We start from the raw sequence: 22,231 nt of genomic DNA on the forward strand, positions 1-22,231 counted from the left end.
AGTCACTTGTTAGCAACTCAATGTGGCTCAACTACTGTTTCGTGAAGATATTCTTGAGTGAAATGATTATCATACTTTTTTTCACCGACAATTTGTTTTAAGAAATTGACAATACTCTTAGTGTCGTCACAAATATCAAGATTTTTTGCATATTCATATGCAGATAGAGGTTTGCCTTTCTGCTTATCATGGGTGTAGTTATGACTATATTCAAAGTTACGAATTGAGACGTATCTCTTGATGGAAATACCTGCTTCTTTTGATTTTGACAATTCATCCCAAATAGTTTGGTTTAGCGTCCACGCACTATTGGCTTTCGGATCTCCGTCCTTCTTTAATTGGCGAAGCCGTCTTTGTATAAATAACGTTCATCAGAATCATGTATGATATGCTGTGCTATGTGGAAGTGGCTTAGAACCAATGGCACTGACTTAAGACTCCACACATTGTCTGGTGGGGCTTGCCAGAGAGAGAACGATTATCTAAACCGTTCTTTTTTCCACCCCCCTGACAAGCCATGAGAAATTCTAGTTCAACCTTGAGAAAGCACGTTCAAAATTGCCTGCTTCAGATGGCGCAATGTGCTGATAATCCTTTGTCCACGGTTCTCACTGAAGATGACCTGCTGGACTTTCAGAAGCATTGTAAAGGCAGGGTTCGCGATTATCCTGCGGTGAAAACCCTCTTCCTGTTCCTTCGTCAGGTGGTCAGTGAAAACAAGTCCTGTCGTAAGACTCTGATAGCGGATGCTGCTGACCAGACCATTCTCAACAACAAACGCCGGACAACCCATAACAGTGCCTACTGCAAAGCCCGAAAGCGACTGGATGAGCGTGATGTGAAAACACTTTCTCAGCTATCGGGACAACGACTTGATGACGCCAGCCCAGAGAGTTGGCGCTGGCATGAGCGACGTGTTGTATTGGTCGATGGATCAACATTATCCATGCCTGACAGTCCCGCTAATCAGGCTGTTTATCCGCAACCGTCCACCCAAAAAAAGGCGTTGGTTTTCCGATTCTGAGAATTCTGGTTCTGATTACACTGGGCAGTGGCGCCGTTCTGGACTTCGCTACATCTCCCTACGAGGGCAAGGAAACGGGGGAACAAGCCTTGTTAAGACAACTGCTCTCCCGCATTCGTGAGGGTGACATAATGCTTGGAGACGCGAATTTCGAGAACTATTTTCTTCTTGTTCTTCTGCGCCTGGCCGGTGCTGATGTGGTATTTGAAAAGCATGGGTCCAGACATATCGACTTCCGTTGTGATAAAAAGCTCGGTAAGACAGATGGCTTATTTGTCCTGAAACGACCGGCCTGTCCAGAGTGGATGAGCCGGACATTTTACGAGCAATTTACACCGAAGGAACTCACGGTCAGAGCTATCAAAAGCAGGAAACGCATCATCATGACGACACTTGTCGATGACAAGCGCTACACCAGAGCAGAGATCAATGCCCTATACCTGAAAAGGTGGCATGTGGAGCTAGATCTCAGGTCCATGAAAACGCTGATGAAAATGGATGTACTGCGCTGTAAAAGTCCGGATATGGTGCGTGTGCAAGGAAATTTCAGTGTACCTGCTGGCTTACAACCTACTGCGGGCGTTGATGGCTCGAACGGCACAGATGACAGAGAAGACGCCCCGGGACATCAGCTTCAGAGCGACACACAAACTCTGCAAGACTTTCACAGTCTACTTCTGAGTAGCGATCCCCCGGCCGGTGTTATCGAAGCCATGCTGAACATAATAGCCGAACATCAGGTTGGAAACCGACCAGGGAGGTCTGAACCTCGTGCAGTGAAGAGGCGACCAAAGGCCTTCCCCAAATTGCAGCATACTCGGCCAAAGGCAAGACGACTCAAGAAATACCAAGGGAAAGCGGCTTGAGTCAGTGCCATTGACCTCAGAATGGGCAGAAGGTCTTCTGGATAACCATTGATCCCGATTTCCTTCTGCATGGGCTGTGTAAAAATCAAACCGCTACCCGCAGCTGCACTGTTTTACCCAACTTCTGTAACATATCCACCAGAGCATCAATGGTAAACTTGCTGGCCTTACCGGTCATCACATCGGACACACGGGGGCGGGTAACACCCAGAAGTCGGGCAGCCTCTTCCTGTTTCATGTCCTGCTCGCGGATGGCATGGGTCACTTCGCTCATCAGCTGAATTTTCAGGTCAGACTTGATCCGGCGCTCAGATTCCTGTTTGAGCTGTTCGGCTTCCGCAGGCTCAAAGCCCAGGTCTGCGAAGACATTGCCACCGGCAGGGGTGGTGTGGGCTACGATCTTATCACTCATCGTTTGTCTCCTTTCTTTTTGCGGCGTTCAGCCTCAACCAGTTTGTAGCGGCGGCTGGCAATCTGTTTGTCATGCTTACTGGTCTGCTGGGTTTTCTTCTGGAAGCTGTGCAACACATACACAGCCTCCTCAAACTTGGCGACATACATCACCCGGAAGGCATCGCCTTCTTCCGAAATAATGATCTCTTTAACGCCTGCACCCACGGTTTTGAACTCTTTCCAGCGCTCAGGCTCCAGATCATGTTGTACCCGGTGAAGCTGGAAACCAGCCTCTTTTTTCGCACCATCAGGAAAATCCAAAAGATCATCCAGGGCACTGCCTATCCACTCAATTGGCTTCTCGTTACTCACCAGTTTAGCGCCAAGTATAAAATTTTGTACACAATAGCATGGAAAAGTTCCTTTTTCAGAACAATTCCTTCATCGCATCAGCCACTCAGTGACCAGCCTTGGGTGAATACACAGATAGGAGAATGTCAGGCAAATCAGTGCCAGAGCCAGCCAGCCCGGCTCTGAAAAGAATAATGTCAGCCGGGTTAACCAACGGAGTCTTTGTGTTTGCCGAAACTCTTTCTTGTCATCGCCGGTCAGCACCTTCTCACGGACAACAGCTTCTGTTTTATAAAGGTGGCCGATTAGGTTGAGGGCTTGTACCACACCACTCAATGCCGCCAAAACATAGGAGAAAACAGAACAACCAACGTAAATATCTCCAACCGCCCGAGAAGCATGGCAAAGGAGAGTATCCACTTGGCGCTGTCCGGCAGGCTCTGGTAGTTTGCCGAGGCTTCCCCAAGGGCCGGGCCAAGGTTATTCAGGCTGGAGGCCACTGTTGAGAACGCAGTGATCGAATCCAGCCCCGTGGCCAGCAGCGCCAGTTGCAGGACGATGAACAGGAAGATATAAGCGGAGAAGAATCCCCACACCGCTTCCGCCACCCGATCTGGCACCGCCCTTCTCCCCAGTTTGATGGAGAAAATAGCGTTGGGATGAATCAGCCGTTTCAGCTCCCGGGAACCCTGCTTGAAGATCAGGATAATGCGAATCACCTTCATGCCGCCGCCGGTTGAGCCAGCGCAGGCACCGGAGAAGCTGGTCAGGAACAACAACATAGGCAGGAAGATGGGCCAGAGAGAAAAGTCAGACACTGAGAACCCAGTGGTGGTGGCCACCGACACTACCTGAAACACACTGAAGCGGACGGATTCCCAGTTTTTATGGGTGTCGGTGAAATGCAGGGCAACCACCGTAATCATGATTACCAGAATCAAGATACCCAGATAAACGCGCACTTCAGGATCTGCCCAGTAATGACGTAGGCTGCGGTTGTGGAGCGCCAGATAGTGCAGCGCAAAGTTCATTCCCGACAGCAGCATAAAGAGCACGGCGATGCCCTCAATTAAAGAGCTATCGAAGTGCCCGATGCTGGCGTCGTAGGTAGAAAAGCCGCCGATGGCCACGGTTGAGAAGCTGTGAGACACCGCATCAAACAGGTTCATCCCTGCCAGCCAATAAGCAACGGTACAGGTGATCGTCATCCCGAGATAGAGATACCAGAGAGTCTTGGCGGTCTCGGCAATGCGGGGCTGGAGCTTTCTGTCCTTGATAGGGCCGGGCGCTTCGGTGCGATACAGCTGCATACCACCAATGCCCAGCATGGGTAGAATGGCCACGGCCAGAACAATAATTCCCATACCTCCCAGCCACTGCAGCTGCTGACGGTAGAAGAGAATGGAACGAGGCAGGGTTTCAATATTGGTGAGGACTGTGGCGCCAGTGGTTGTCAGGCCAGACATGGCTTCAAAGAAAGCATCCGTCCAGGAAAGTTCCGGCATCTCCATCAACAGGAAAGGAATGGATCCGAATAAGCTGAGAACAGTCCAGAACAGCACTGTGATCAGAAAGCCATCTCGCGGTCGAAGCTCATACCGGGCGCGGTAAAACGGCAACCAGCAGCCTGCTCCTGTGAGCAGCGTGATAAAAAAGGTGTAACCAAACAGTGCAATTTCAGACTCGTCATACATCCAGGCGACGAGCATAGGTGGCAGGCTCGCCAGGCTGAATAAAGCCAGCAATACCCCCAGAATACGAGAAATAACCGATGGGTGCATAAACGCGCAGTGCTCCCCTCACGCAGGCAATATGTGCCTGCGGAATTAAGTTTGTTGTTATGCGGGGCTTGATCCAAGCCCTCATCACTATTTCTTCCGTGACTGGTATACCCTGCCAGTCAGTTTTTAGAAGAAGCCAATACCTGTGTGGAACAGCTTTTCCACCTCGGTTATACGCTTCTTGTCTGTGAGGAACAAGATGATGTGATCCTGAGGCTCAATCTCAATATGATCGTGAGCAATCAGTACTTCATCTTGACGAACCACTGCACCGATAGTCGCACCCGGTGGCAGGTTAATCTCGCCAATGGTGCGGCCAATAACCTTGGAGCTGTGCTGGTCGCCGTGGGCCACGGCTTCAAAGGCTTCTGCCGCACCTCTGCGAAGTGAGTGAACATTCACAAAGTCCCCGCGCCTTACGTGGCGTAGAAGACTGCCAATAGTTACCAGCTGTGGGGAGATGGCAATATCAATCTCACCGCCCTGCACCAGATCCACATAAGCCGGGTTGTTGATCAGCGCCATCACCTTGCGGGCACCGAGACGTTTGGCCAACATGGAGGACATTACGTTGGCTTCATCATCGTTTGTAAGGGCGATGAAAATATCAGTGCCTTCGATACTTTCCGACTGCAAAAGGTCCTTGTCGGAGGCGTTGCCGTTGAAAACGATAGCCTTGTTCAAATCCTGAGACAGCTGATGACAGCGGCTCAGGCTTCGCTCAATAATCTTCACGTTGTAGCGATCTTCAATAGCCTGAGCCAGACGCAGGCCAATGTTGCCACCGCCGGCAATAATGATGCGCTTGTAGTCCTGATCAAGACGGCGCAGCTCACTCATCACATCGCGAATGTGGCGACGGTCGGCAATAAAGAACACTTCATCGTCCGCCTCAATCACCGTAGAGCCCAGCGGCTCAATGGATTTGCCCCGGCGGAAAATCGCTGCCACCCGGGTTTCCACATTGGGCATGTGTTCGCGGATGGTGCGCAGCTCCTGATTCACCAGCGGCCCGCCATAGTAGGCTTTGACCGCCACCATTTTCAGGCGGCCATTGGCGAAATCCAGAACCTGCAAAGCCCCCGGGTGCTCTATCAAACGCTTCACGTGGTTAGTAACCACTTGCTCAGGGCTGATAAGAACATCAACAGGAATCGCATCGTCCTTAAACAGGCCGGCACGGGTCAGATAAGCGGTCTGGCGGATTCGGGCAATCTTGATGGGGGTCTGGAACATGGTGGAAGCGATCTGGCAGGCCACCATATTCACCTCATCCATATTGGTCACAGCCACCAGAATATCGGCATCATCTGCCCCGGCCTGCTTGAGCACGGAGGGGAATGAGGCCATGCCGTGAACCGTGCGGATATCCAGACGCTCCTGCAACTCTCTCAGGCGCTCGGCACTACTGTCCACAACGGTAATATCATTTTCTTCGTTGGCCAGGTTTTCCGCCAGAGTGCCGCCCACCTGGCCGGCACCCAAAATGATAATTGTTTTCATGAAAGCTCAGTTGATCTGCTCTTTTGTGTGAAAGTGCCCACGTGTTTTACCGGTGTGGGCATTTTCCGCTTACGGTTGTTTTCGTAGACGACAGTAAAAGAAACCGTCGTGGCCTCCTGCCTTCGGCAGCAACTGCAGGCCAAATCCGGTATCAATACCGCACTCGTTATTTTTGCTCACGCCTGTAGGGGTATCCTGCACCGCATTGTCGGTGCGGGCAAGAAAGCCCTCTACCTGACGGCTGTTTTCTTCCGGCAGAATGGAACAGGTTGCGTACACAAGGGTGCCGCCGGGTTTCAGCAGCTTCCACATGGCATCGAGAATATGCCCCTGCAGCTCAACCAGTTGGGGGATGTCGTCTGCCCTGCGCAGGATTTTGATATCCGGATGGCGACGTATCACACCCGTTGCGGAGCAAGGAGCATCCAGAAGGATGCGATCGTACTGCTGACCATCCCACCACTCGTCCGGCTTGCTGGCATCACCCTGAATCACACCAGCCTGCAGCTGCAGGCGCTCAAGGTTTTCTTCCACCCGCACAAGGCGACTGGCTTCCAGATCGAGTGCGGTAAGATCAAGGTTCTCGGTGTTCTCAAGCAAATGGCAGGTTTTACCACCGGGAGCGGCGCAGGCGTCCAGCACTCGCTCACCGGGATCACACTCCAACATGGCAGCGGATAGCTGTGCCGCTTCGTCCTGCACACTCACCAACCCATCAAAGAATCCGGGCAGATTATCCACAGCAGTTGGCTCTTCCAGCTGAATGCCATGGTCGGAGTACAGGGTGCGGGAGGCGTTGATCTCAGCTGCTTTCAGCTGCTTCAGGTAATCCGGGCGAGACACCTTGGCGCTGTTCACCCGCAAAGTCATGGGCGCCTGACTGTTGGTGCCTGCGATAATATTGTCCAACTGCTCCGGCCAGCGTTTGGCCAGCTTGCCGTAGAGCCAGTCTGGCAGTTCTGCGAGGGTGGCATCCTTGGTTGCGGCTGTACGCAGCTTCTCTTCTTCCCGCTGGGCGTTTCGCAGCACAGCGTTCACAAGGCCGTTGGCCCAGGATTTCTTCAACCCTTTTGCTGCGCCCACAGTTTCGCTGATAGCTGCGTGAGGAGGAATGCGGGTGTGATACAGCTGGCAGATACCCAGCAGCATCAGGGCTTTTACGTCACTGTCACGGTATTTCAGTGGTTTGGTAAGCAGCTGGTCGAGCACGGCGTTCAGGCTGAACCAGTGGCGCAGTGTCGTGTAACACAGCTGGCGCAGCAGGGCGAGGTCCCGCCCTTCCAGTTCAGACTCAACAGCAGGCAGAGCGGTTGCCAGAGATTCGCCAGCCATGACTTTTGCGATCACTTTCGCGCCGTAAAAGCGCACGCCCTTTCGTTGTGGAGCGGGCTGCTTCTGTTCTGGCTGCTTGCTCTGGGGTTTGGAACGTCTTCTATCAGCCATCAGGAAAGCTCAACATAGGAGAACACAGTGCCGGGGGCGAACATCTCTTTACGGCTGTTCAAAAGGTCGAGCACGTCCATGGCTTTACTGCTGGGAAGTTGCAGCTTCTTCAGGCGCAGAACGCCTTCGCCACAGGCCACATCAATGCCGCTTTTGTCGGCACGGATGATGGTGCCGGGGGCGGCATCGGTGCTGTCTTCCAGAGCTTCAGCGTCCCAGATGCGGGTGCGTTTGTCAGTCTGTTCTGCATCCTGGATCATCCAGGCTACAGGCCACGGGTTGAAGCCGCGAACCTTGCAGTCCAGTTCGGCGGCTGGGCGGCTCCAGTCTACCTGTCCTTCTTCCTTGGACATTTTGTGGGCGTAGGTAGCTTTGTCTTCGTTTTGTTTCTCAGGCTGCAGGGTGCCTTCGCTGATCATGGTGAGAGTTTCCACCAGAGCGGGGCCACCCAGCTTGGCCAGACGGTCGTACAGGTCCTGACTGGTGTCTGTGCAGTCGATAGGACAGGTGACTTTCAGCAGCATATCGCCGGTATCCAGTCCTTCGTCCATCTGCATGATGGTGACGCCGGATTCCTTATCACCCGCGCCCACAGCACGCTGAATAGGCGCAGCACCGCGCCAGCGGGGCAGGATTGAACCGTGTACGTTAATGCAGCCGTGTACCGGAGTATCCAGCACAACTTTGGGCAGAATCAGGCCGTAAGCCACCACTATTATCAGGTCGGGCTTGAGGTCGGCCAGTTCTTTCTGGGCCTCTTCGTTGCGCAGGCTTTTTGGCTGGTAAACGGGAATATCGTGCTGGAGGGCCAGCTCTTTTACCGGACTGGGGGTCAGCTTGCGACCACGGCCCGCCGGGCGGTCTGGCTGGGTGTAAACAGCAATAACTTCGTGTTCAGTGTCGAGGACAGACTGAAGGTGTATGGCGGCAAACTCGGGGGTGCCGGCAAAGACGATACGCAGTGCTTTGCTCATGATGCTCCGGCGCTGGGAAAAGATATAAGAGGCGGATTATCGCTCTTAGAGAGGGAAAAGGAAAAGGGAGAGCTTGATTTGGTGGTATCTGGCAGAGCGTCGGGAAGGAATCAGGGGAGACGCTCTGCCGGAAAGGCAATCGATCAGATTATTTCGCAGCCAGACGCTGGGCTTTTTCCAGCTTCTTGCGGATGCGGTCACGCTTGAGTTTGGTAAGGGCATCGACAAACAGAACGCCATCAAGGTGATCCAGTTCGTGCTGTACGCAGATGGACTGGATACCTTCAAACTCCTGCTCGAATTCTTTGCCATCGCGATCCAGTGCTTTGACCTTTACGCGATTCGGGCGGTCCAGCTTCTCGAAAAAGCCGGGAACAGACAGGCAGCCTTCAGCAAGATCGGCAATCTCATCAGTCAGAGGAGTGATTTCCGGGTTGATGAATGTCCAGGGTTCGCTCTTGTCTTCCGAGAAGTCCATGATGAACAGGCGCTTTTGTACATTCACCTGAGTGGCAGCCAGACCGCAACCATCGGCGTCGTACATAGTTTCATACATGTCGTCGATCAGTTGTCGAGTCTCGTCGGTTACGGATTCGACTTTCTCGCCGGGCTTACGAAGGCGCGGATCAGGAAACTCAAGAATATCGAGTTTTGCCATAGGTTATGTCAGCTCTGCTTTTTGTATCCAATTCAGCCATTGTACGAAATCCATTCGGGTCGAGCATTAGTAATTTCTCAGCAAGGGGTCAGTAGCACTAACAGAATTCCCATCAAAACAGCAGGCGTTGGATATAACACTGCTGTCATGGCTCATACATCAGTAAGACCTTTTATTGGCAGGTACGTGAAATTCAAGGAGTCAGATGTATGGCCTTCTCATCCAGCGTGAACCCACCAAAACCTCTTCTTATGGGAGGGAGAAAGTTATGTTCCTCGGTGGAAGACCCTTTAGGGCCAAAGGTGACCTATGGCTCTGCAGGAATGAGTTGCAAAGCTATTGAGTGCCATACACGCTTTCTTTTAGGGCGTCTTGGGCGACACGTGAATATTGCCAATATTGCAGCCCGAGCTTGTGCGTCCATGTCTTTTTTACCGCGATGGCTGATTGCTCATATGAGTCGGGATTGTGTGAATGATCTCACCCGCCAATCTCTGGAAGGTTCAAGAGTATCGGAAGGCGTTCTCACATCCTGTTTAAGCAGCAAGGACGATATGGGGCCAGAGCAGGCTCATCTGTTGTATGAACAGGTTAGAAAAAATGATGGAGAGAATAAACGGCGAGATGCCTTCTGGCGAGCTGTGCGCGCAAACTATACCGGTCGGGATAAAGATGCCCTTGAGCAGGATTTAAAGGCTTTTTTGCAAAGGTGCCACCTGTCATCGGATCAGCAGTTGATTGTCAGGCAGATGGCTGCGGCCTTAGCTCAGGGTACCTTTGATTCGGAGAAAGAAAGGCTTATCGATCTCTACAAAAAAACCAAGGATTCCGATGGGCATGACACCTTACATAATGTTGTGCATGTGCTGTGGAATCTTCACCTCACCGAAACACTGCTTGAGTTTGGAGCCAAATATGGGCCCGACAGTGGTATTGAACTAAAGCCTCCTTATATCTCCGTTCATGGAGGCATTCATGAGAACCCTGATTCAGAAATTATTGCTGCTAAAAACCGCCAGGATTATTACCTCGCCGCCAAACTGAAGGTGGCATACAACTATCAGGAGTTATGTAAAAAAGATCCTGATTTTGCCAGCAAAAAGCCAATTCCCTACAAAATGGCTTTTTTCCAACACTATGACAGTGACCGCTCTCTGGATCAGGCCCGCAAAGACTTCTTTGAATACCTGATGCAGGAAGGTGAAGGCATCACTCATGCCATGATGTTCTCAACAGATACGTGCAATAAAACCACACACCGAATGATTCATTGGCCCTTTGATCCCCATGATGAAGCCGGGTGTCTGTCCTGGGGAGAAAGTGCTGTTTTAGGAGTACGGAGAATTGCCCGCGCGAGCGGTAAGAGAAGGCAGGAGCTTCGGCTTCGGCAGTTAACGCTGGGGCGCCGCCCTCTTCACGAAAAGGTGGAAGAGGAACAGCTTAAAACGCCGGCCAGCTACACCCAGAGATTGAGTTGGGGAGCCGTTAAAGCAGCCCTTTGCGCAGGTTCCTGTCTTCAGGATGGAGTTGATCCCTGGAGTGCCGGTTTAGGTATAGGAGTGAATCTGTTAGGAGCCTCCCTTTTTTCTGATGATACAAGAATTGCCAGTTCTGAAAAGGCTCTTGAGTTTTTAGCGGGCTCTGTCGCCTGGTGGAGTGGATGCCCCATTATTCCCATCATGGGCGGGGCAGCACTCTCTCTGTCTATGCTGCGAGCAGGGTTTGGAAATACCTGGATTGGCAATAAGGTTTATGAGAGTCAGCTTGTTAAAGCTATTGATGAGAATGCTGAAATTGTGCAAGCAGTCAGCACAATCAGTACCGCCCTCATGGTTTTGCCTCCCACCAGTACCCATTGGCAGGTTCTTCATGGAGCCTTTGGGGCGGGTATGGCTCTGGCGACGTTCATTGAGCTGATGAGTTCAAACCAGATGTTCCGCCGCACTGTTCTCGTTGGTTTGGTTGCTGCCGGTATTGCAGCCGGGACGCTGACAGGAACAGGTTATGCTGTTTCTGAGCTTTTATTGCAGGCTGGTGAATGGGCAATCACCCCCGCTGGTTTGTTTGTTTTGAATAATCTGGTGGGTGTACTGTTCCAAAAGCGTGTTTTAGGCCCTATTCCCAGAAAGAGGGCCTATGTTCAGGAGGAGAATGAAGAGAGGAGAAAGGAGTATCTTTCAGGTGTGTTACACAATAAACGCCTAGCTCCTGCTATATCTACCAGCTTGTTTGAAGCTGGCCTGTCGGGTGTCAGCACTCCCTCAGAAGATGATTCCGTTTCATTAGCCTCTGACCCTGTCTGTGAAGAGTCTGATGAAGAAAATGAGGACCTGGATGATTCCCTTGATGATCTGCGGGATGATATGGACGCAGATGAATATGAGAGCTGATAGTCAGAAATAATGCTCAATTAGTCTTTCACAGAAAACAGCTGTTACTATTGGAAGATAAAGAAGAAAAACAGCATCAAGGAATAGAATATGAAGAAAGCTCTGCTGACAGCTTTCCTGTGGTCTCTGGTCGCGCAGGTATGGGCCGCAGCACCTTTTCGTGACGATCGGCCTGAATCCTACACCGTCGTTAAAGGGGACACTCTCTGGGATATTTCTGCCCGTTTTCTGGAAAACCCCTGGCAGTGGCCGGAAGTCTGGAGCCTCAATCCGCAAATCAACAACCCCCACCTGATTTATCCCGGTGATGTGGTCACCCTTATTTATGTGGAAGGTAAACCTCGCCTCACCGTAAGCCGTGGAGAAGCGGGCCGTACCATTCGTCTTGGTCCAAAGATTCGTTCTACACCTTTGGAAAATGCTATCCCGGCTATTCCTCTTGATGCCATCAGCAGTTTTCTGGATGTAAGTCGTGTGATTTCAGGCCCTGAGGTTCTTCTCTCTGCGCCTTACATTCTTGCCAATGGTCAGGAAAAGGTTATCAGCGGCGCTGGTGATACAGTTTATGTGCGCGGCAACTTTGATAAGGAAGCCAGCGCTTATGGTGCTTACCGTGGGCAGAAGGATTACAGAGATCCGAGAACAGGTGAATACCTGGGCACCATGGTGCAGAGCGTGGGGGCTTTGAATGTGCAGCGTATCACCAATGACATCGCGACCATGCATGTAACCCGGGCAAATGAAGAGCTGCGAGTGGGTGACAGGCTTCTGGTTTCTGAAGAACGTCGTCTGGCCACTTCGTTCTACCCCGCTGCTCCCAAAGGTAAGGATATAGAGGGCACCATCCTGGATGTGATTGGCGGTGTAAGTCAGATCGGCCTTTATAATAATGTCCTGATCAACCTTGGCGCCCGGGAAGGTCTGGAGGATGGCAGTGTGTTGGCTATTTTCCGTCAGAACACTATCAGGGATAAAAAGACCGGCGAAATTGTCAGGCTTCCCGCTGTGCGTGTTGGTCATATCATGGTCTTCCGCACCTACGAGAAAATGAGTTTCGCTATTGTTATGCAGGCCAGTCAGCCTCTCCACACGGGTGATGTTCTGCGGGCTCCGTAATTCTCCTCCCTTCCTGATTTTCTTGTCTAGAATGAGTCGCTATGAATGGCGACTCACCTCACTCTCAAGCAACTCCCCACTGGCAGCAACTCAAACACTGGCTGCAGCTTTTCCATATTCCCGGTTTGGGGCCAACCCGTTATCAGAAACTGCTAACTGCTTTGGGTTCTCCTGAGCAGATATTTGCTGCAAGCACCGCACAACTCAAAACTCTGCTGCCGGAATCTCTGGTAAAAGCCATCACGCTGGTGGAGCGAAATACCTTTGTAAACGCTGCGCTGGAAAACACCCGCCGGTGGCTGGAGAGCAGTGAGCATCACCATATTCTGACGCTGGATAACTCGCTTTACCCCTCCTTTCTGAAAATGATTCACGACCCTCCCCCCATACTGTTTGTGGATGGTGATGCACATGTTTTGAGTAACCGGCAGATGGCTATTGTTGGTAGCAGAAAACCATCCTATGCCGCGGTGGAGGTGGCAAGGAGAACAGGCACTGAACTGGCAGAACAGGGTTTAACTGTAACCAGTGGTTTGGCTCTGGGTATTGATGGAGCTGCTCATCAAGGTGCTCTCCAGGCTGAAGGTCCAACGGTTGCTGTGCTGGCAGGCGGAGTGGATTGTGTTTACCCCCATCGTCACAGGCCGCTGGCAAAGGCTATTACTGAGCACGGTGCTGTTGTTTCTGAGTTTGCTTTGGGTACCCAGCCCAAGTCTGGCCACTTCCCCCGCAGAAACCGGATTATCAGTGGCCTGAGTGTTGGTGTACTGGTTGTAGAAGCTGCCATTGCCAGCGGTTCACTGGTGACAGCGCGATGTGCTCTGGAACAGGGGCGAGAGGTGTTTGCCATGCCGGGCTCGGTGAATAATCCGGGAGTGCGCGGGTGCCATAAACTGATTCGTGAAGGGGCGTGTCTGGTAGAAAACACGGCTCAGATTCTTGAAGAGCTAAGTGGTGTTATCTCCGCTGAGAAACGATTACAAACTGCTTTCCCTGAGCTTCAACCCGAGTGCCCGGAGCAGCAAAAGGTCCTAGAGCTGATAGGCTTTGAAACCTGTCATCACGATGAGCTGATTTTGCGCTCCGGTATGGAGAGCCACACACTTTCTGAAGTCCTGCTGCATCTTGAGCTGGGAGGCTTTGTCAAAACTGTTGCTGGTGGATTTGCAAGGGTATGATGCGGTGGTTCGGATAAGACCTGAAACAGAGAAAAAAGGTTAAGGGAGTGAAATGAGTAAGCTATCAATGGAAGCCTCTGTAGAGGCCGTCTGTTCAGTTATTCGAGGTGGTGGTGTGATTGCCTATCCCACGGAGGCCGTGTGGGGATTAGGCTGTGACCCCTGGAATCAAAAAGCCGTTGAACGGATTCTTGAAATTAAGCGCCGCCCGGTTGAGAAGGGTTTAATTCTTGCGGCTTCTGATCAGGAGCAAATTGCCCCTTTGCTCGAAGGGTTATCTCAGAAACAAAAAAAACTGCTTGATGATAGCTGGCCAGGGCCGGTTACCTGGTTGATTCCCGACCCAAACCAATGGGTACCGGATTGGGTGCGAGGTCAGCATAACTCCGTTGCCGTGCGCGTGAGCGCTCATCCTGTTGTGCGAGAGCTGTGTGAAAGCTGGGGTAAGCCTCTGGTATCCACGTCAGCCAACCGTGCCGGAGAGGACGCACTGGTTGAGCAAGTGGACGTTGTGGCTCAACTGGGTGATGAGCTGGACTGTATTATTGAAGGTAAAACCGGCGATTCAACTGCCCCTTCCCGTATTTGCGATCTTGTGACTGGCCACATTCTTAGAAGTTAAGCCGTGAAATAAAATGGCTTATCTATACTTCTGCCCGGGCGTGGCTTTGGGGGAGGTCGCAATAGGTGAATTTCGCCTGAGGTAACGCTTTTTCTGTTTATCTCAGGTAAAAACTCCATGAAAACAGCTTTACTACCAGTTTCTCAGGCATGGTACTTTGTCCGTTTCTGGTTTGTTGCTTTTGCTTGCCTTGCCTCTCTTTCTTTCGCCTCAGGCGCAAAGACTTCAGTGTGTGATGAGCTTGAGGAGGAGTGGAATGCTCCCCTTCGTTTCCACTGCCCCGCCACTGCTCCTGAACTTCCTGCTGGGCACACTCTGAAGGTGATGACCTGGAATGTTCAGTTTATGACCGGTGGTGTTTATAACTTCTGGGATGGTCCGGAAGCTGTACCCATGCTGCAGGTGGAGCTGCAAAAACAAGTTGCCGGGAAAGTCAGTCAGGTGATTCGCGATGAAAAGCCGGATGTTGTATTGCTTCAGGAGGTAGATCGTGACACCCGTGTGGGTATGGATCAGATTCAATGGTTGATGGATGAGTTGGGAGATATTTATCCCTGCTACAGCGCAACCGCTTATTCCCGACTCAACCAAAATCTGACTTTGCCTGAGCGAAAGCGCCCTGCTGAGCAGAATCTGGTGACCTTGAGCCGTTTTCAGATGGGGACACCGAGGCGTCATGATCTGGCTCGCATACCAGAACGCTATGTCGTGCCCATGAGCTACCAAAGGGCGATGCTGGAAGTACCTGTCAAAACAACAATGGGGCACCACCTTCACGTGATCAATCTGCACACAGATGCTTCATTTGCCAGGAACACCGGGATTAGTGAGAAGCAGATTGCGCAGATAGACAGTTATCTTGAAGAGCTTGAATCCAAAGGTATTGAGTGGCTTGCCGGTGGTGATTTCAATGCGTTGCCCCCAGGTCAATACGAGCTTTTAAATGCAGACAGTCAAAGCTGGTACGAACAGAAAAGCCCTTTGGAAACACTCAGCCGCAAATATCCAATGGTTCCGTCTGTTGCGGATGCCACAGGTTCTGAGCGACACAAATGGTTGACTCAGATTCTGTTTGAAAAACACGGGCTGGATCAGACGCTGGACTATATTTTCTACTCGCCCCGTGTGCCTTCTATCAATGGCTATGTTTTGCAGGAGCCGATTTCCAAACAAGCATTATCGGATCACACCCCGGTTGTGGTGGAGTTCGCCTTGCCCTCGTTCCCGAATCACAGATAACAGTGGTAGGATGCCTATCCTGTTGAACCCGAATTGAAGAAGCAGGGTGCCTGAATGAATGAAGCCGGTAGCACGTTAGATATATCCAGCGTCGAGACATACCTTAAGAATTTGCAGGACAGGATCTGTCAGGCATTGGAACAGGTTGATGGTGGTGCTGGCTTTAGAACTGATATCACTGAGCATGCGGGTGGCGGCGGTGGTCGTGCCCGCGTTCTGGAAGATGGTGCAGTGATTGAGAAAGGTGGTGTGAACTTTTCTTCTGTCTCTGGTGCCTCCCTTCCCGCTGCAGCTTCTGCCCGCAGGCCAGAGCTGGCTGGCCGCAGTTTTCGGGCTATGGGGGTATCACTGGTTATCCATCCAAAGAATCCTTACATCCCCACATCCCACGCTAACGTACGGTTATTTGTTGCTGAGAAGGAAGGTGAAGCCCCTGTCTGGTGGTTTGGTGGCGGGTATGATTTAACCCCCTATTACGGATTTGAAGAAGACTGCCGCCATTGGCACCAGGCGTGCAAAAATGCCTGCGAACCTTTTGGGGATGATGTCTATCCCCGCTTTAAAAAGTGGTGCGATGAATACTTCTTCCTCAAACACAGAAGTGAACCTCGTGGTGTGGGCGGGCTGTTTTTTGATGACCTGAATGAGTGGTCTTTTGAGGAAACCTTCGCCTTTATACGCAGCGTGGGAGACAGTTATCTCGAGGCTTACCTGCCTCTCATTGAAAAGCGCAAAAATACACCTTGGGGTGAGCGGGAAAAGAGCTTCCAGAAATACCGCCGTGGCCGCTATGTGGAATTCAATCTGGTGTATGACAGAGGCACGATTTTTGGTTTGCAGTCGGGTGGGCGCACAGAGTCTATTTTGATGTCTATGCCTCCGGAGGTGGATTGGCGTTACGACTGGCACCCGGAGCTAAACACACCAGAAGCTGAACTGTATGAAAACTTTCTGAAACCCAGGGAGTGGGTTTAGTTAGCAGGGGAGGTATAAGAATGAATGTTGCAGTCGATCAGTACGCCGTGATGGGCAACCCCATCAAACATAGCAAATCTCCCATTATTCACGCCCTGTTTGCCGAACAGACAGGGGAGCGGCTGCGCTACGAGGCTCTGCTTGTTCCTACAGATGGCTTTGGCGAAGCCGTTGAACTGTTTTATCAGGACAAAGGCTGCGGTCTGAATATCACTGTGCCCTTCAAACAGGATGCCTGGAATGCTGCTGAACGCATGACTGGCCGCGCCCGCCGAGCCGGTGCTGTTAACACTCTCTGGAAAGATGAAACTGGCACCCTCTGGGGGGATACAACCGATGGCGTAGGGCTGGTAAGGGATCTGACTGAAAATAATGGCGTAACTCTTTCCAAAAAGCGGGTGCTGATATTGGGTGCTGGTGGCGCTGTACGTGGCGTGCTGGAACCCATTCTTGAACAGGGCTCTGCTGAGGTTGTGATCGCCAATCGCACCGTTAGTCGGGCGGAAGAGCTGGCAAAACTGTTTGGTGAACTGGGCAAGGTTTCAGCCTGTGGCTTTACCGAGGTGGAAAGGGAGTTTGATGTGGTGATCAACGGCACATCTGCAAGCCTCGAAGGGGAATGCCCTCCTCTGCCGGACTCTGCAATAACAGCACAAACTGCTGTGTACGACATGATGTATGGCGCTGGTGACACTGTGTTTAACAGCTGGGCAAAATCCCGTGGGGCTGAAAAAGTGATGGATGGCCTCGGCATGTTGGTTGAGCAGGCGGCGGAATCGTTCTCTATCTGGAGAAATAAGCGACCCGACACACAACCGGTTATTCAAATGCTTCGTAATGAGTTGATCTGATTTGAAATACCGATGTTATGATTGACGCTGCCTTTTACTTTCAGGGGGATGAAATATGGCTGGTACGCAACTGAGCTTCATTATTCTGGTTGATGCAGGGGATAACGATGTTCACAAGATTCGCGACGCCCTGCTCAAGCTGGAAGCTCTGCACATTGTTCATTGCCCTCTTGGCCCCACAGATTTGATCTGTGTTGGTTCTGTTGCCAGCATGGATGAACTGAAAGGCTTGATGAGCACTCAGGTTCCTCAACTGTTGGAAGACAAGTTCAATCCTATCGAGAAAACCGAAACTCTGCTGGTTATGGATCAGTATGGTGAGAAACTGACAGCTGAGACATTCTCCCGCCCCAACGGCACAGGTGCCTGGATATTCACAGACCAGAAGGTGAGCAGCAGCCACCTGTCGGCCAAACTGATAGATCATTACCCAGAAATTATTACTGCCTATAACGTACTTGGCTGTCACGACAGCATCTTCTATGCTGAAGCCGAAACGTTAGACAGACTTATGGCTGTGATCGACGAAGGCTTCCGCACTCTCCGGGGTATTGGCTCTTCTGGGAAGCCTATGAAAGTGCTGTCTCGTACGGATACGCGACTCGTTCTGATGTAACAACACTCCAACGTCTGACTAAGGGGCCTGCATGTCTTACCCTGATCTTCCTGGCCCCTGCTCTCCTCTCCCCGGTGATCTGCTATTTCTCCATACACGAGATGAACCCCGTATGGCGGCGGTGTCTCGGATATTTTCGGGTGTTCACGGTTTTGTCATCAACCATGTGGCTATGTGTGTGGAAGAAGGTGAACTGATAGAAGCTGTGCCGCCACTGGTTAGACAGGTCGCCCTGACAGACTTCCTGCAAAAAGCTCATCTGGATGAACAAGGGCAGCCCCGCGTACTGGTGTGTCGGGTTAAAGGTATGGAGCACCATAACATCAATATTGCTGTAGGGCGTATTTTCCAGCATATCGGGAAGCCTTATAACGAGACATACATGCCATCTGAGGATGAGTGGTTCTGCAGTTCTCTGGTTCAGGATGCCTGGTATCACGGTAATAACGGCGAGCATGTTTTCCCACAAACGCCACTGGAGTTTCGTGATCCGGCCACCGGAGAGATTATGCCGTTTTGGGAGGAGTACTATGAAGAGCGCGGGCTGGCTGTTCCCCAGGGGTTACCCGGCTCCCATCCGGCTTTAATCTCCCGCTCTCCCAATCTTACTGTTGTGGGCTGTTTTGGAGTCTTTGAATTAAAAGAGTGAACGATCAGCAAACGGTTTTGGCTCTTTACCTTTTTCCGCCAAGCCGTTCTTCATAGCGATGCTTTGGTTTTTTCTACCAAGCAGACGCATCTGAATCAGGCGCTCCCATAACAATGAACGACGGGGGCCTGCTTTCCAGGTTTTGCGAAGCAGTAATTTGGCGGCGGCTGTCTGGTCGGGAGACTGTTGACTGATAATACCAGCCAGCTTTTCCGCGTCCTCTACAGGCGAATCACTGAGCTTGCTGACCAACCCGTATTCAAAGCCTTCCTGCCCGGTGAATACACGACCGGTTGTCGTCAGTTCAAAGGCAATATCGTAGCGTGTCAGTGTGGTAAGCGTTGCTGTAGCACTCATATCAGGGATCAGTCCCCACTTCACCTCCATAACAGACCACTTGGAATCAGGCGTTGCTATTCGATAATCCGCCCCCAAAGCAATCTGTAAGCCTCCTCCATAGCAGCTCCCGTGTATTGCACCTATAACCGGCACAGGGAGTGTTTTCCAGATATACGCTACATTCTGAAATGTGTTGGCAGACGACCAGGGAAGCTTAAAGAAGAACTTGGGCACCATCAGCGGATTTTTACTGAGAGCCTTGAAGTCGAGTCCGGCACAGAAGGACTCTCCTTTACCGGATAAAACCACAGCACGAATACTTTTGTTTGTGCGGATGTGTTTGGCAGTAGCAATCAGCTCTTTAAATAGCTGCTCATCAAGACCGTTGTGTTTTTCAGGGCGGTTCAGAGACACATAGGCAATATGTTCTTTTGTATGAAAAAGGACTCGCTGCTCAGACATCTTAGTGCCTCGTTATCATTATTGTATTACGCATACTTCCACACCTTCCCATCACGTTTCTAGTCGTTGACACTTTTTGGACGAATTTTTACTTCGTCAAACAATGCTCTTTATCCAATGGTAAAGCTTAGAGCAGTAAACTCCGTGAAGTTTAAATGTACATAAACACACATAATCGCTCATAATCTGTACACCGGAGGGCACTTTAGAATAAAAATGGATAGCTCTCTGTGAGGATGGATGTCACACACTAAAGAAGTACCAAAATGAATAACACACACAAATTAGTAGCAACACTGGCTCTTTCCGCGAGCTTTGCAGCGGGCACGGCGACAGCCGGCAGCATCACTGAACCTGTATGGAGCTTTGCCAACGTCAGCATCAACCATTTGGATTGGTCCACAGGGACCGAGCAACGTACTGGTAATAATGGCAACAGGAAAGAAGACTTTAACTATCTGGAAGTTGAAGGTGGTGCAGGTTATAACTGGGGTGAAATCTACGGCTTCTATGACATCGAAAACCCAGGCCGTAAGCGTGAAAATGAAGATGGCAAAGAAAAGCGTATTGCTACCAAGGGCACCATGCATTACTACCTGGGTGACTCTCTCTTCTCCCTTTATGCGCAGGTTTACCACTTCAATTCCAAGCCTTTCTATGAAACCAACACCGTTGTCGGCCTGGGCTACCGCTACTCCAACGGTTCCGGCTTCTGGATCAAACCATGGATTGGTGGTCACTATGTAGACAGCGACAATGGTTACAGCGGTACAAACGGCATTATGGCTGGCTGGGTGCTGGGCTATAACTTCAAGGCTATGGATCAGGACTTCATGATCACCAACTGGCATGAAACTGAGTTTCTGCGGGCCAGCAAATACAAAAGAGTGAACGGTAACCTTGGTATGAACGGTGCCGTTGCTCTGTGGTGGAATGCCTCCCAGCACATCTCTGCCGGTGTTCAGTACCGCTACGCTAACAAGAAACTGGGCTTTGATGGTAATAACAACGCGATGATCTACACCCTGAAGTACAACTTCTGATCTTTGTTGTTGTAAGTGTGTCGATAAAAGAAACCCGGCTAATCAGCCGGGTTTCTTTTATGGGGTTCTGATTGTTATGGTTACTTACGCACAATACCCGCAGGGGTAAAGTCAGAAACCTTCAGCGGGGAATGCTTCTCAGTAAACTCGCGCAATACCTCTGCATCGGCGAAGCCGGTGTCTACGAAGCCAGGCATTTTCTTCACGTTGGGGTAGTTGTCACCACCGCCAGCAGAGAAACTCAGCAGAGCCATTTTGTAGGTCTTGTTCAGGTCGATAGCTTCGCCACCAATCCTCACATCGTGAACTGCGCCACTCTCGATTACCATTTCAATGCCGGAGAAGTGTGCAAATGCACCACTGTTGGCTGGCTTGAGGGCAACCACGTTCAGGTAGTCCATCACTTCCTGACCATTCATTTCAACGGTAGTCAGGGTGTTGCCGAAAGGCAGAACAGTCAGAATGTTCTTGTAGGTAATTTCACCTGCAGGAATACTGGCACGGATGCCGCCGCCGTTCATGGTCGCAAAGTCTGCACCGGTCTTTTCAATAAATGCCTGGGTGATCATAGTGCCAAGATCAGTTGGCTGGAAGCGTACTTCGCTGCGCTCACCCATCAGGCGCTCATCAACAGAGCCAACCCTGGCTTCAACCAGCTTGGCACCTTTCTCATGGTAAGGCGCCAGCAGAGCCAGCATGGCTGGGTCTTCCTTGATAGTGATTTCCTTATGGTTCACAGGAATCAGCTTGTAGCTCACCAGTTTCAGTACACCATTGCGGAACTCGAAGTCTGCACGGCCAATAAACTTGCCCAGCTCATTAGCCTGGAAGATATAGGTGCCGTTCTGCTTATCCGGGCGTTCCAGGGTTTGATGGGAGTGGCCACCGAAAATCATATCGATACCATCCACATTGCGAGCCAGAGTTACATCCCCTGGAGAATTCACGCCATGGTTGGCATCTTCGTAGTAACCCAGATGGCTGGAGACGATAACAATGTCAGAGGCCTTTTTCAGTTCAGGCATTAACTGAGAAGTTGCTTTCACTGGAGAGATAAAGTCCAGGCCAGCAGTGTTGGCCGGGTCAGTGGCTTTGGGGGTGTCGATTGTGGTGAGGCCCATCACTGCCACACGTAAGCCATCAAACTCAAAAGTGGTGTAAGGCTTGAATAGAGGACTGCCAGTTTTTTCATCAATAATATTGGCAGACAGGAAAGGGAAGTCTGCGATGTCTTGTTGCATCATCAAAACATCCCGGGGCTTATCGAATTCATGGTTGCCGACGGCCATAGCGTCGTAACCCAGTAAATTCATGCCTTTAAAATCAGGGATGGCATCTTGCAGGTCGGACTCCGGTACACCGCTGTTAACGTCACCGCCAGACAGCAGCAGTACATTGCCGCCCTCATCTTTTACTTCTTGACGAATCTCATTTACCAGAGTCATCCGGGCAGACATACCCCAGCGACCCTTGTGGTCTCGCCAGAAACGACCATGGTGATCGTTGGTGTGAAGAACGGTCAGCTTATATGTTTTGTCTTGTTCATAGGTTCCTTCAGGCTGTTGCTGAAGGAAAGAACAGGCACTGACAGCAAGTGCCAGAGCTGTTGCTGTAAGCAGCTTAAACCCACGATTCATAGAAATCATGAATAAAGTCCTTGAGGCCGATGTTTTAAGTTCTTCAGGGAGGCTTTGGCAGGTGTCCCCGTAATGGTGGGTAGACTATCAGGATTGGTAGGTAGTTTTTCTGACAAATGTC

At 51.1% G+C, this 22,231-nt stretch carries 23 protein-coding genes; 12 read left to right on the forward strand and 11 right to left on the reverse strand.

From position 1 onward, the window contains the following. Positions 1-17 precede the first annotated feature (17 nt). Complete coding sequence (locus E1189_RS14470) at positions 18-272, reverse strand: hypothetical protein (RefSeq protein WP_155161040.1); 255 nt, start codon at positions 270-272, stop codon at positions 18-20. Positions 273-595: 323 nt separating this feature from the next. On the opposite strand from E1189_RS14470, the gene E1189_RS14475 reads away from it, so the two are divergent. After that, complete coding sequence (locus E1189_RS14475) at positions 596-1,024, forward strand: hypothetical protein (protein WP_155161041.1); 429 nt, start codon at positions 596-598, stop codon at positions 1,022-1,024. A gap of 38 nt (positions 1,025-1,062) precedes the next feature. Then, positions 1,063-1,890 carry a transposase gene (locus E1189_RS14480; protein ID WP_230460411.1) on the forward strand — a complete coding sequence of 276 codons (828 nt, stop codon included), beginning with the start codon at positions 1,063-1,065 and terminating at the stop codon, positions 1,888-1,890. Positions 1,891-1,975: 85 nt separating this feature from the next. Here E1189_RS14480 and E1189_RS14485 read toward each other — a convergent pair whose 3' ends face one another. The 8 genes from E1189_RS14485 to def form a co-directional block, all read right to left on the reverse strand. Next, positions 1,976-2,302, reverse strand: coding sequence for a helix-turn-helix domain-containing protein (locus E1189_RS14485; RefSeq protein ID WP_155161043.1), 327 nt, complete (start codon positions 2,300-2,302; stop codon positions 1,976-1,978). Then, a complete protein-coding gene (locus E1189_RS14490; protein ID WP_329602055.1) occupies positions 2,299-2,655 on the reverse strand; it encodes a type II toxin-antitoxin system RelE/ParE family toxin in 357 nt (118 codons plus the stop codon). Before E1189_RS14490 ends, E1189_RS14485 begins: the two co-directional genes overlap by 4 nt. Positions 2,656-2,724: 69 nt before the next feature. Then, a complete protein-coding gene (locus tag E1189_RS14495; protein WP_155161045.1) occupies positions 2,725-2,961 on the reverse strand; it encodes a hypothetical protein in 237 nt (78 codons plus the stop codon). 5 nt (positions 2,962-2,966) lie between these two features. After that, on the reverse strand, positions 2,967-4,415 hold the full coding sequence (locus tag E1189_RS14500; protein WP_155161046.1) for a TrkH family potassium uptake protein: 1,449 nt from the start codon (positions 4,413-4,415) through the stop codon (positions 2,967-2,969). A gap of 126 nt (positions 4,416-4,541) precedes the next feature. Further along, positions 4,542-5,918: a Trk system potassium transporter TrkA gene (trkA, locus tag E1189_RS14505; RefSeq protein WP_155161047.1), complete on the reverse strand. Its 1,377-nt coding sequence runs from the start codon at positions 5,916-5,918 to the stop codon at positions 4,542-4,544. 69 nt (positions 5,919-5,987) lie between these two features. Next, positions 5,988-7,361, reverse strand: coding sequence for a 16S rRNA (cytosine(967)-C(5))-methyltransferase RsmB (gene rsmB, locus E1189_RS14510; RefSeq protein ID WP_155161048.1), 1,374 nt, complete (start codon positions 7,359-7,361; stop codon positions 5,988-5,990). Then, positions 7,361-8,335 carry a methionyl-tRNA formyltransferase gene (gene fmt / locus E1189_RS14515; RefSeq protein WP_155161049.1) on the reverse strand — a complete coding sequence of 325 codons (975 nt, stop codon included), beginning with the start codon at positions 8,333-8,335 and terminating at the stop codon, positions 7,361-7,363. The genes rsmB and fmt overlap by 1 nt, the downstream gene beginning before the upstream one ends. A 148-nt stretch (positions 8,336-8,483) precedes the next feature. Then, on the reverse strand, positions 8,484-8,993 hold the full coding sequence (gene def, locus E1189_RS14520) for a peptide deformylase (protein ID WP_155161050.1): 510 nt from the start codon (positions 8,991-8,993) through the stop codon (positions 8,484-8,486). A gap of 209 nt (positions 8,994-9,202) precedes the next feature. On the opposite strand from def, the gene E1189_RS14525 reads away from it, so the two are divergent. From E1189_RS14525 to E1189_RS14565, 9 genes are all read left to right on the forward strand, one after another. Further along, positions 9,203-11,383 carry a hypothetical protein gene (locus E1189_RS14525; RefSeq protein ID WP_155161051.1) on the forward strand — a complete coding sequence of 727 codons (2,181 nt, stop codon included), beginning with the start codon at positions 9,203-9,205 and terminating at the stop codon, positions 11,381-11,383. A 90-nt stretch (positions 11,384-11,473) separates the two neighbouring features. After that, a complete protein-coding gene (locus E1189_RS14530; protein ID WP_155161052.1) occupies positions 11,474-12,499 on the forward strand; it encodes a LysM peptidoglycan-binding domain-containing protein in 1,026 nt (341 codons plus the stop codon). 41 nt (positions 12,500-12,540) lie between these two features. Next, positions 12,541-13,677 (forward strand): DNA-processing protein DprA, encoded by a 1,137-nt coding sequence (gene dprA / locus E1189_RS14535; RefSeq protein ID WP_155161053.1) that lies wholly within the window; start codon positions 12,541-12,543, stop codon positions 13,675-13,677. A gap of 52 nt (positions 13,678-13,729) precedes the next feature. Beyond that, positions 13,730-14,299: an L-threonylcarbamoyladenylate synthase type 1 TsaC gene (gene tsaC, locus E1189_RS14540; protein ID WP_230460409.1), complete on the forward strand. Its 570-nt coding sequence runs from the start codon at positions 13,730-13,732 to the stop codon at positions 14,297-14,299. A gap of 117 nt (positions 14,300-14,416) precedes the next feature. Further along, complete coding sequence (locus E1189_RS14545; RefSeq protein WP_155161054.1) at positions 14,417-15,538, forward strand: endonuclease/exonuclease/phosphatase family protein; 1,122 nt, start codon at positions 14,417-14,419, stop codon at positions 15,536-15,538. Positions 15,539-15,592: 54 nt separating this feature from the next. Next, positions 15,593-16,513, forward strand: coding sequence for an oxygen-dependent coproporphyrinogen oxidase (hemF, locus tag E1189_RS14550; RefSeq protein ID WP_155161055.1), 921 nt, complete (start codon positions 15,593-15,595; stop codon positions 16,511-16,513). 20 nt (positions 16,514-16,533) lie between these two features. Then, entirely contained in the window at positions 16,534-17,364 is an 831-nt protein-coding gene (aroE, locus tag E1189_RS14555; protein WP_155161056.1) for a shikimate dehydrogenase, read from the forward strand. A 55-nt stretch (positions 17,365-17,419) separates the two neighbouring features. Further along, complete coding sequence (locus tag E1189_RS14560) at positions 17,420-17,980, forward strand: hypothetical protein (RefSeq protein ID WP_155161057.1); 561 nt, start codon at positions 17,420-17,422, stop codon at positions 17,978-17,980. Positions 17,981-18,011: 31 nt separating this feature from the next. Then, complete coding sequence (locus E1189_RS14565; protein WP_155161058.1) at positions 18,012-18,629, forward strand: YiiX/YebB-like N1pC/P60 family cysteine hydrolase; 618 nt, start codon at positions 18,012-18,014, stop codon at positions 18,627-18,629. Here E1189_RS14565 and E1189_RS14570 read toward each other — a convergent pair. Next, a complete protein-coding gene (locus E1189_RS14570) occupies positions 18,618-19,430 on the reverse strand; it encodes a crotonase/enoyl-CoA hydratase family protein (RefSeq protein ID WP_155161059.1) in 813 nt (270 codons plus the stop codon). The two genes, E1189_RS14565 and E1189_RS14570, sit on opposite strands and share 12 nt — an antisense overlap. 266 nt (positions 19,431-19,696) lie before the next feature. On the opposite strand from E1189_RS14570, the gene E1189_RS14575 reads away from it, so the two are divergent. Further along, positions 19,697-20,473, forward strand: coding sequence for an outer membrane protein OmpK (locus E1189_RS14575; protein ID WP_155161060.1), 777 nt, complete (start codon positions 19,697-19,699; stop codon positions 20,471-20,473). Between the two features lie 80 nt (positions 20,474-20,553). Here E1189_RS14575 and ushA read toward each other — a convergent pair whose 3' ends face one another. Next, positions 20,554-22,119 carry a bifunctional UDP-sugar hydrolase/5'-nucleotidase UshA gene (ushA, locus tag E1189_RS14580; protein ID WP_155161061.1) on the reverse strand — a complete coding sequence of 522 codons (1,566 nt, stop codon included), beginning with the start codon at positions 22,117-22,119 and terminating at the stop codon, positions 20,554-20,556. Between the last annotated feature and the right edge of the window lie 112 nt (positions 22,120-22,231).

Origin of the sequence: Parendozoicomonas verongulae (genome assembly GCF_009711465.1) — a bacterium.
Classification (GTDB): Bacteria; Pseudomonadota; Gammaproteobacteria; order Pseudomonadales; family Endozoicomonadaceae; genus Sansalvadorimonas; species Sansalvadorimonas verongulae.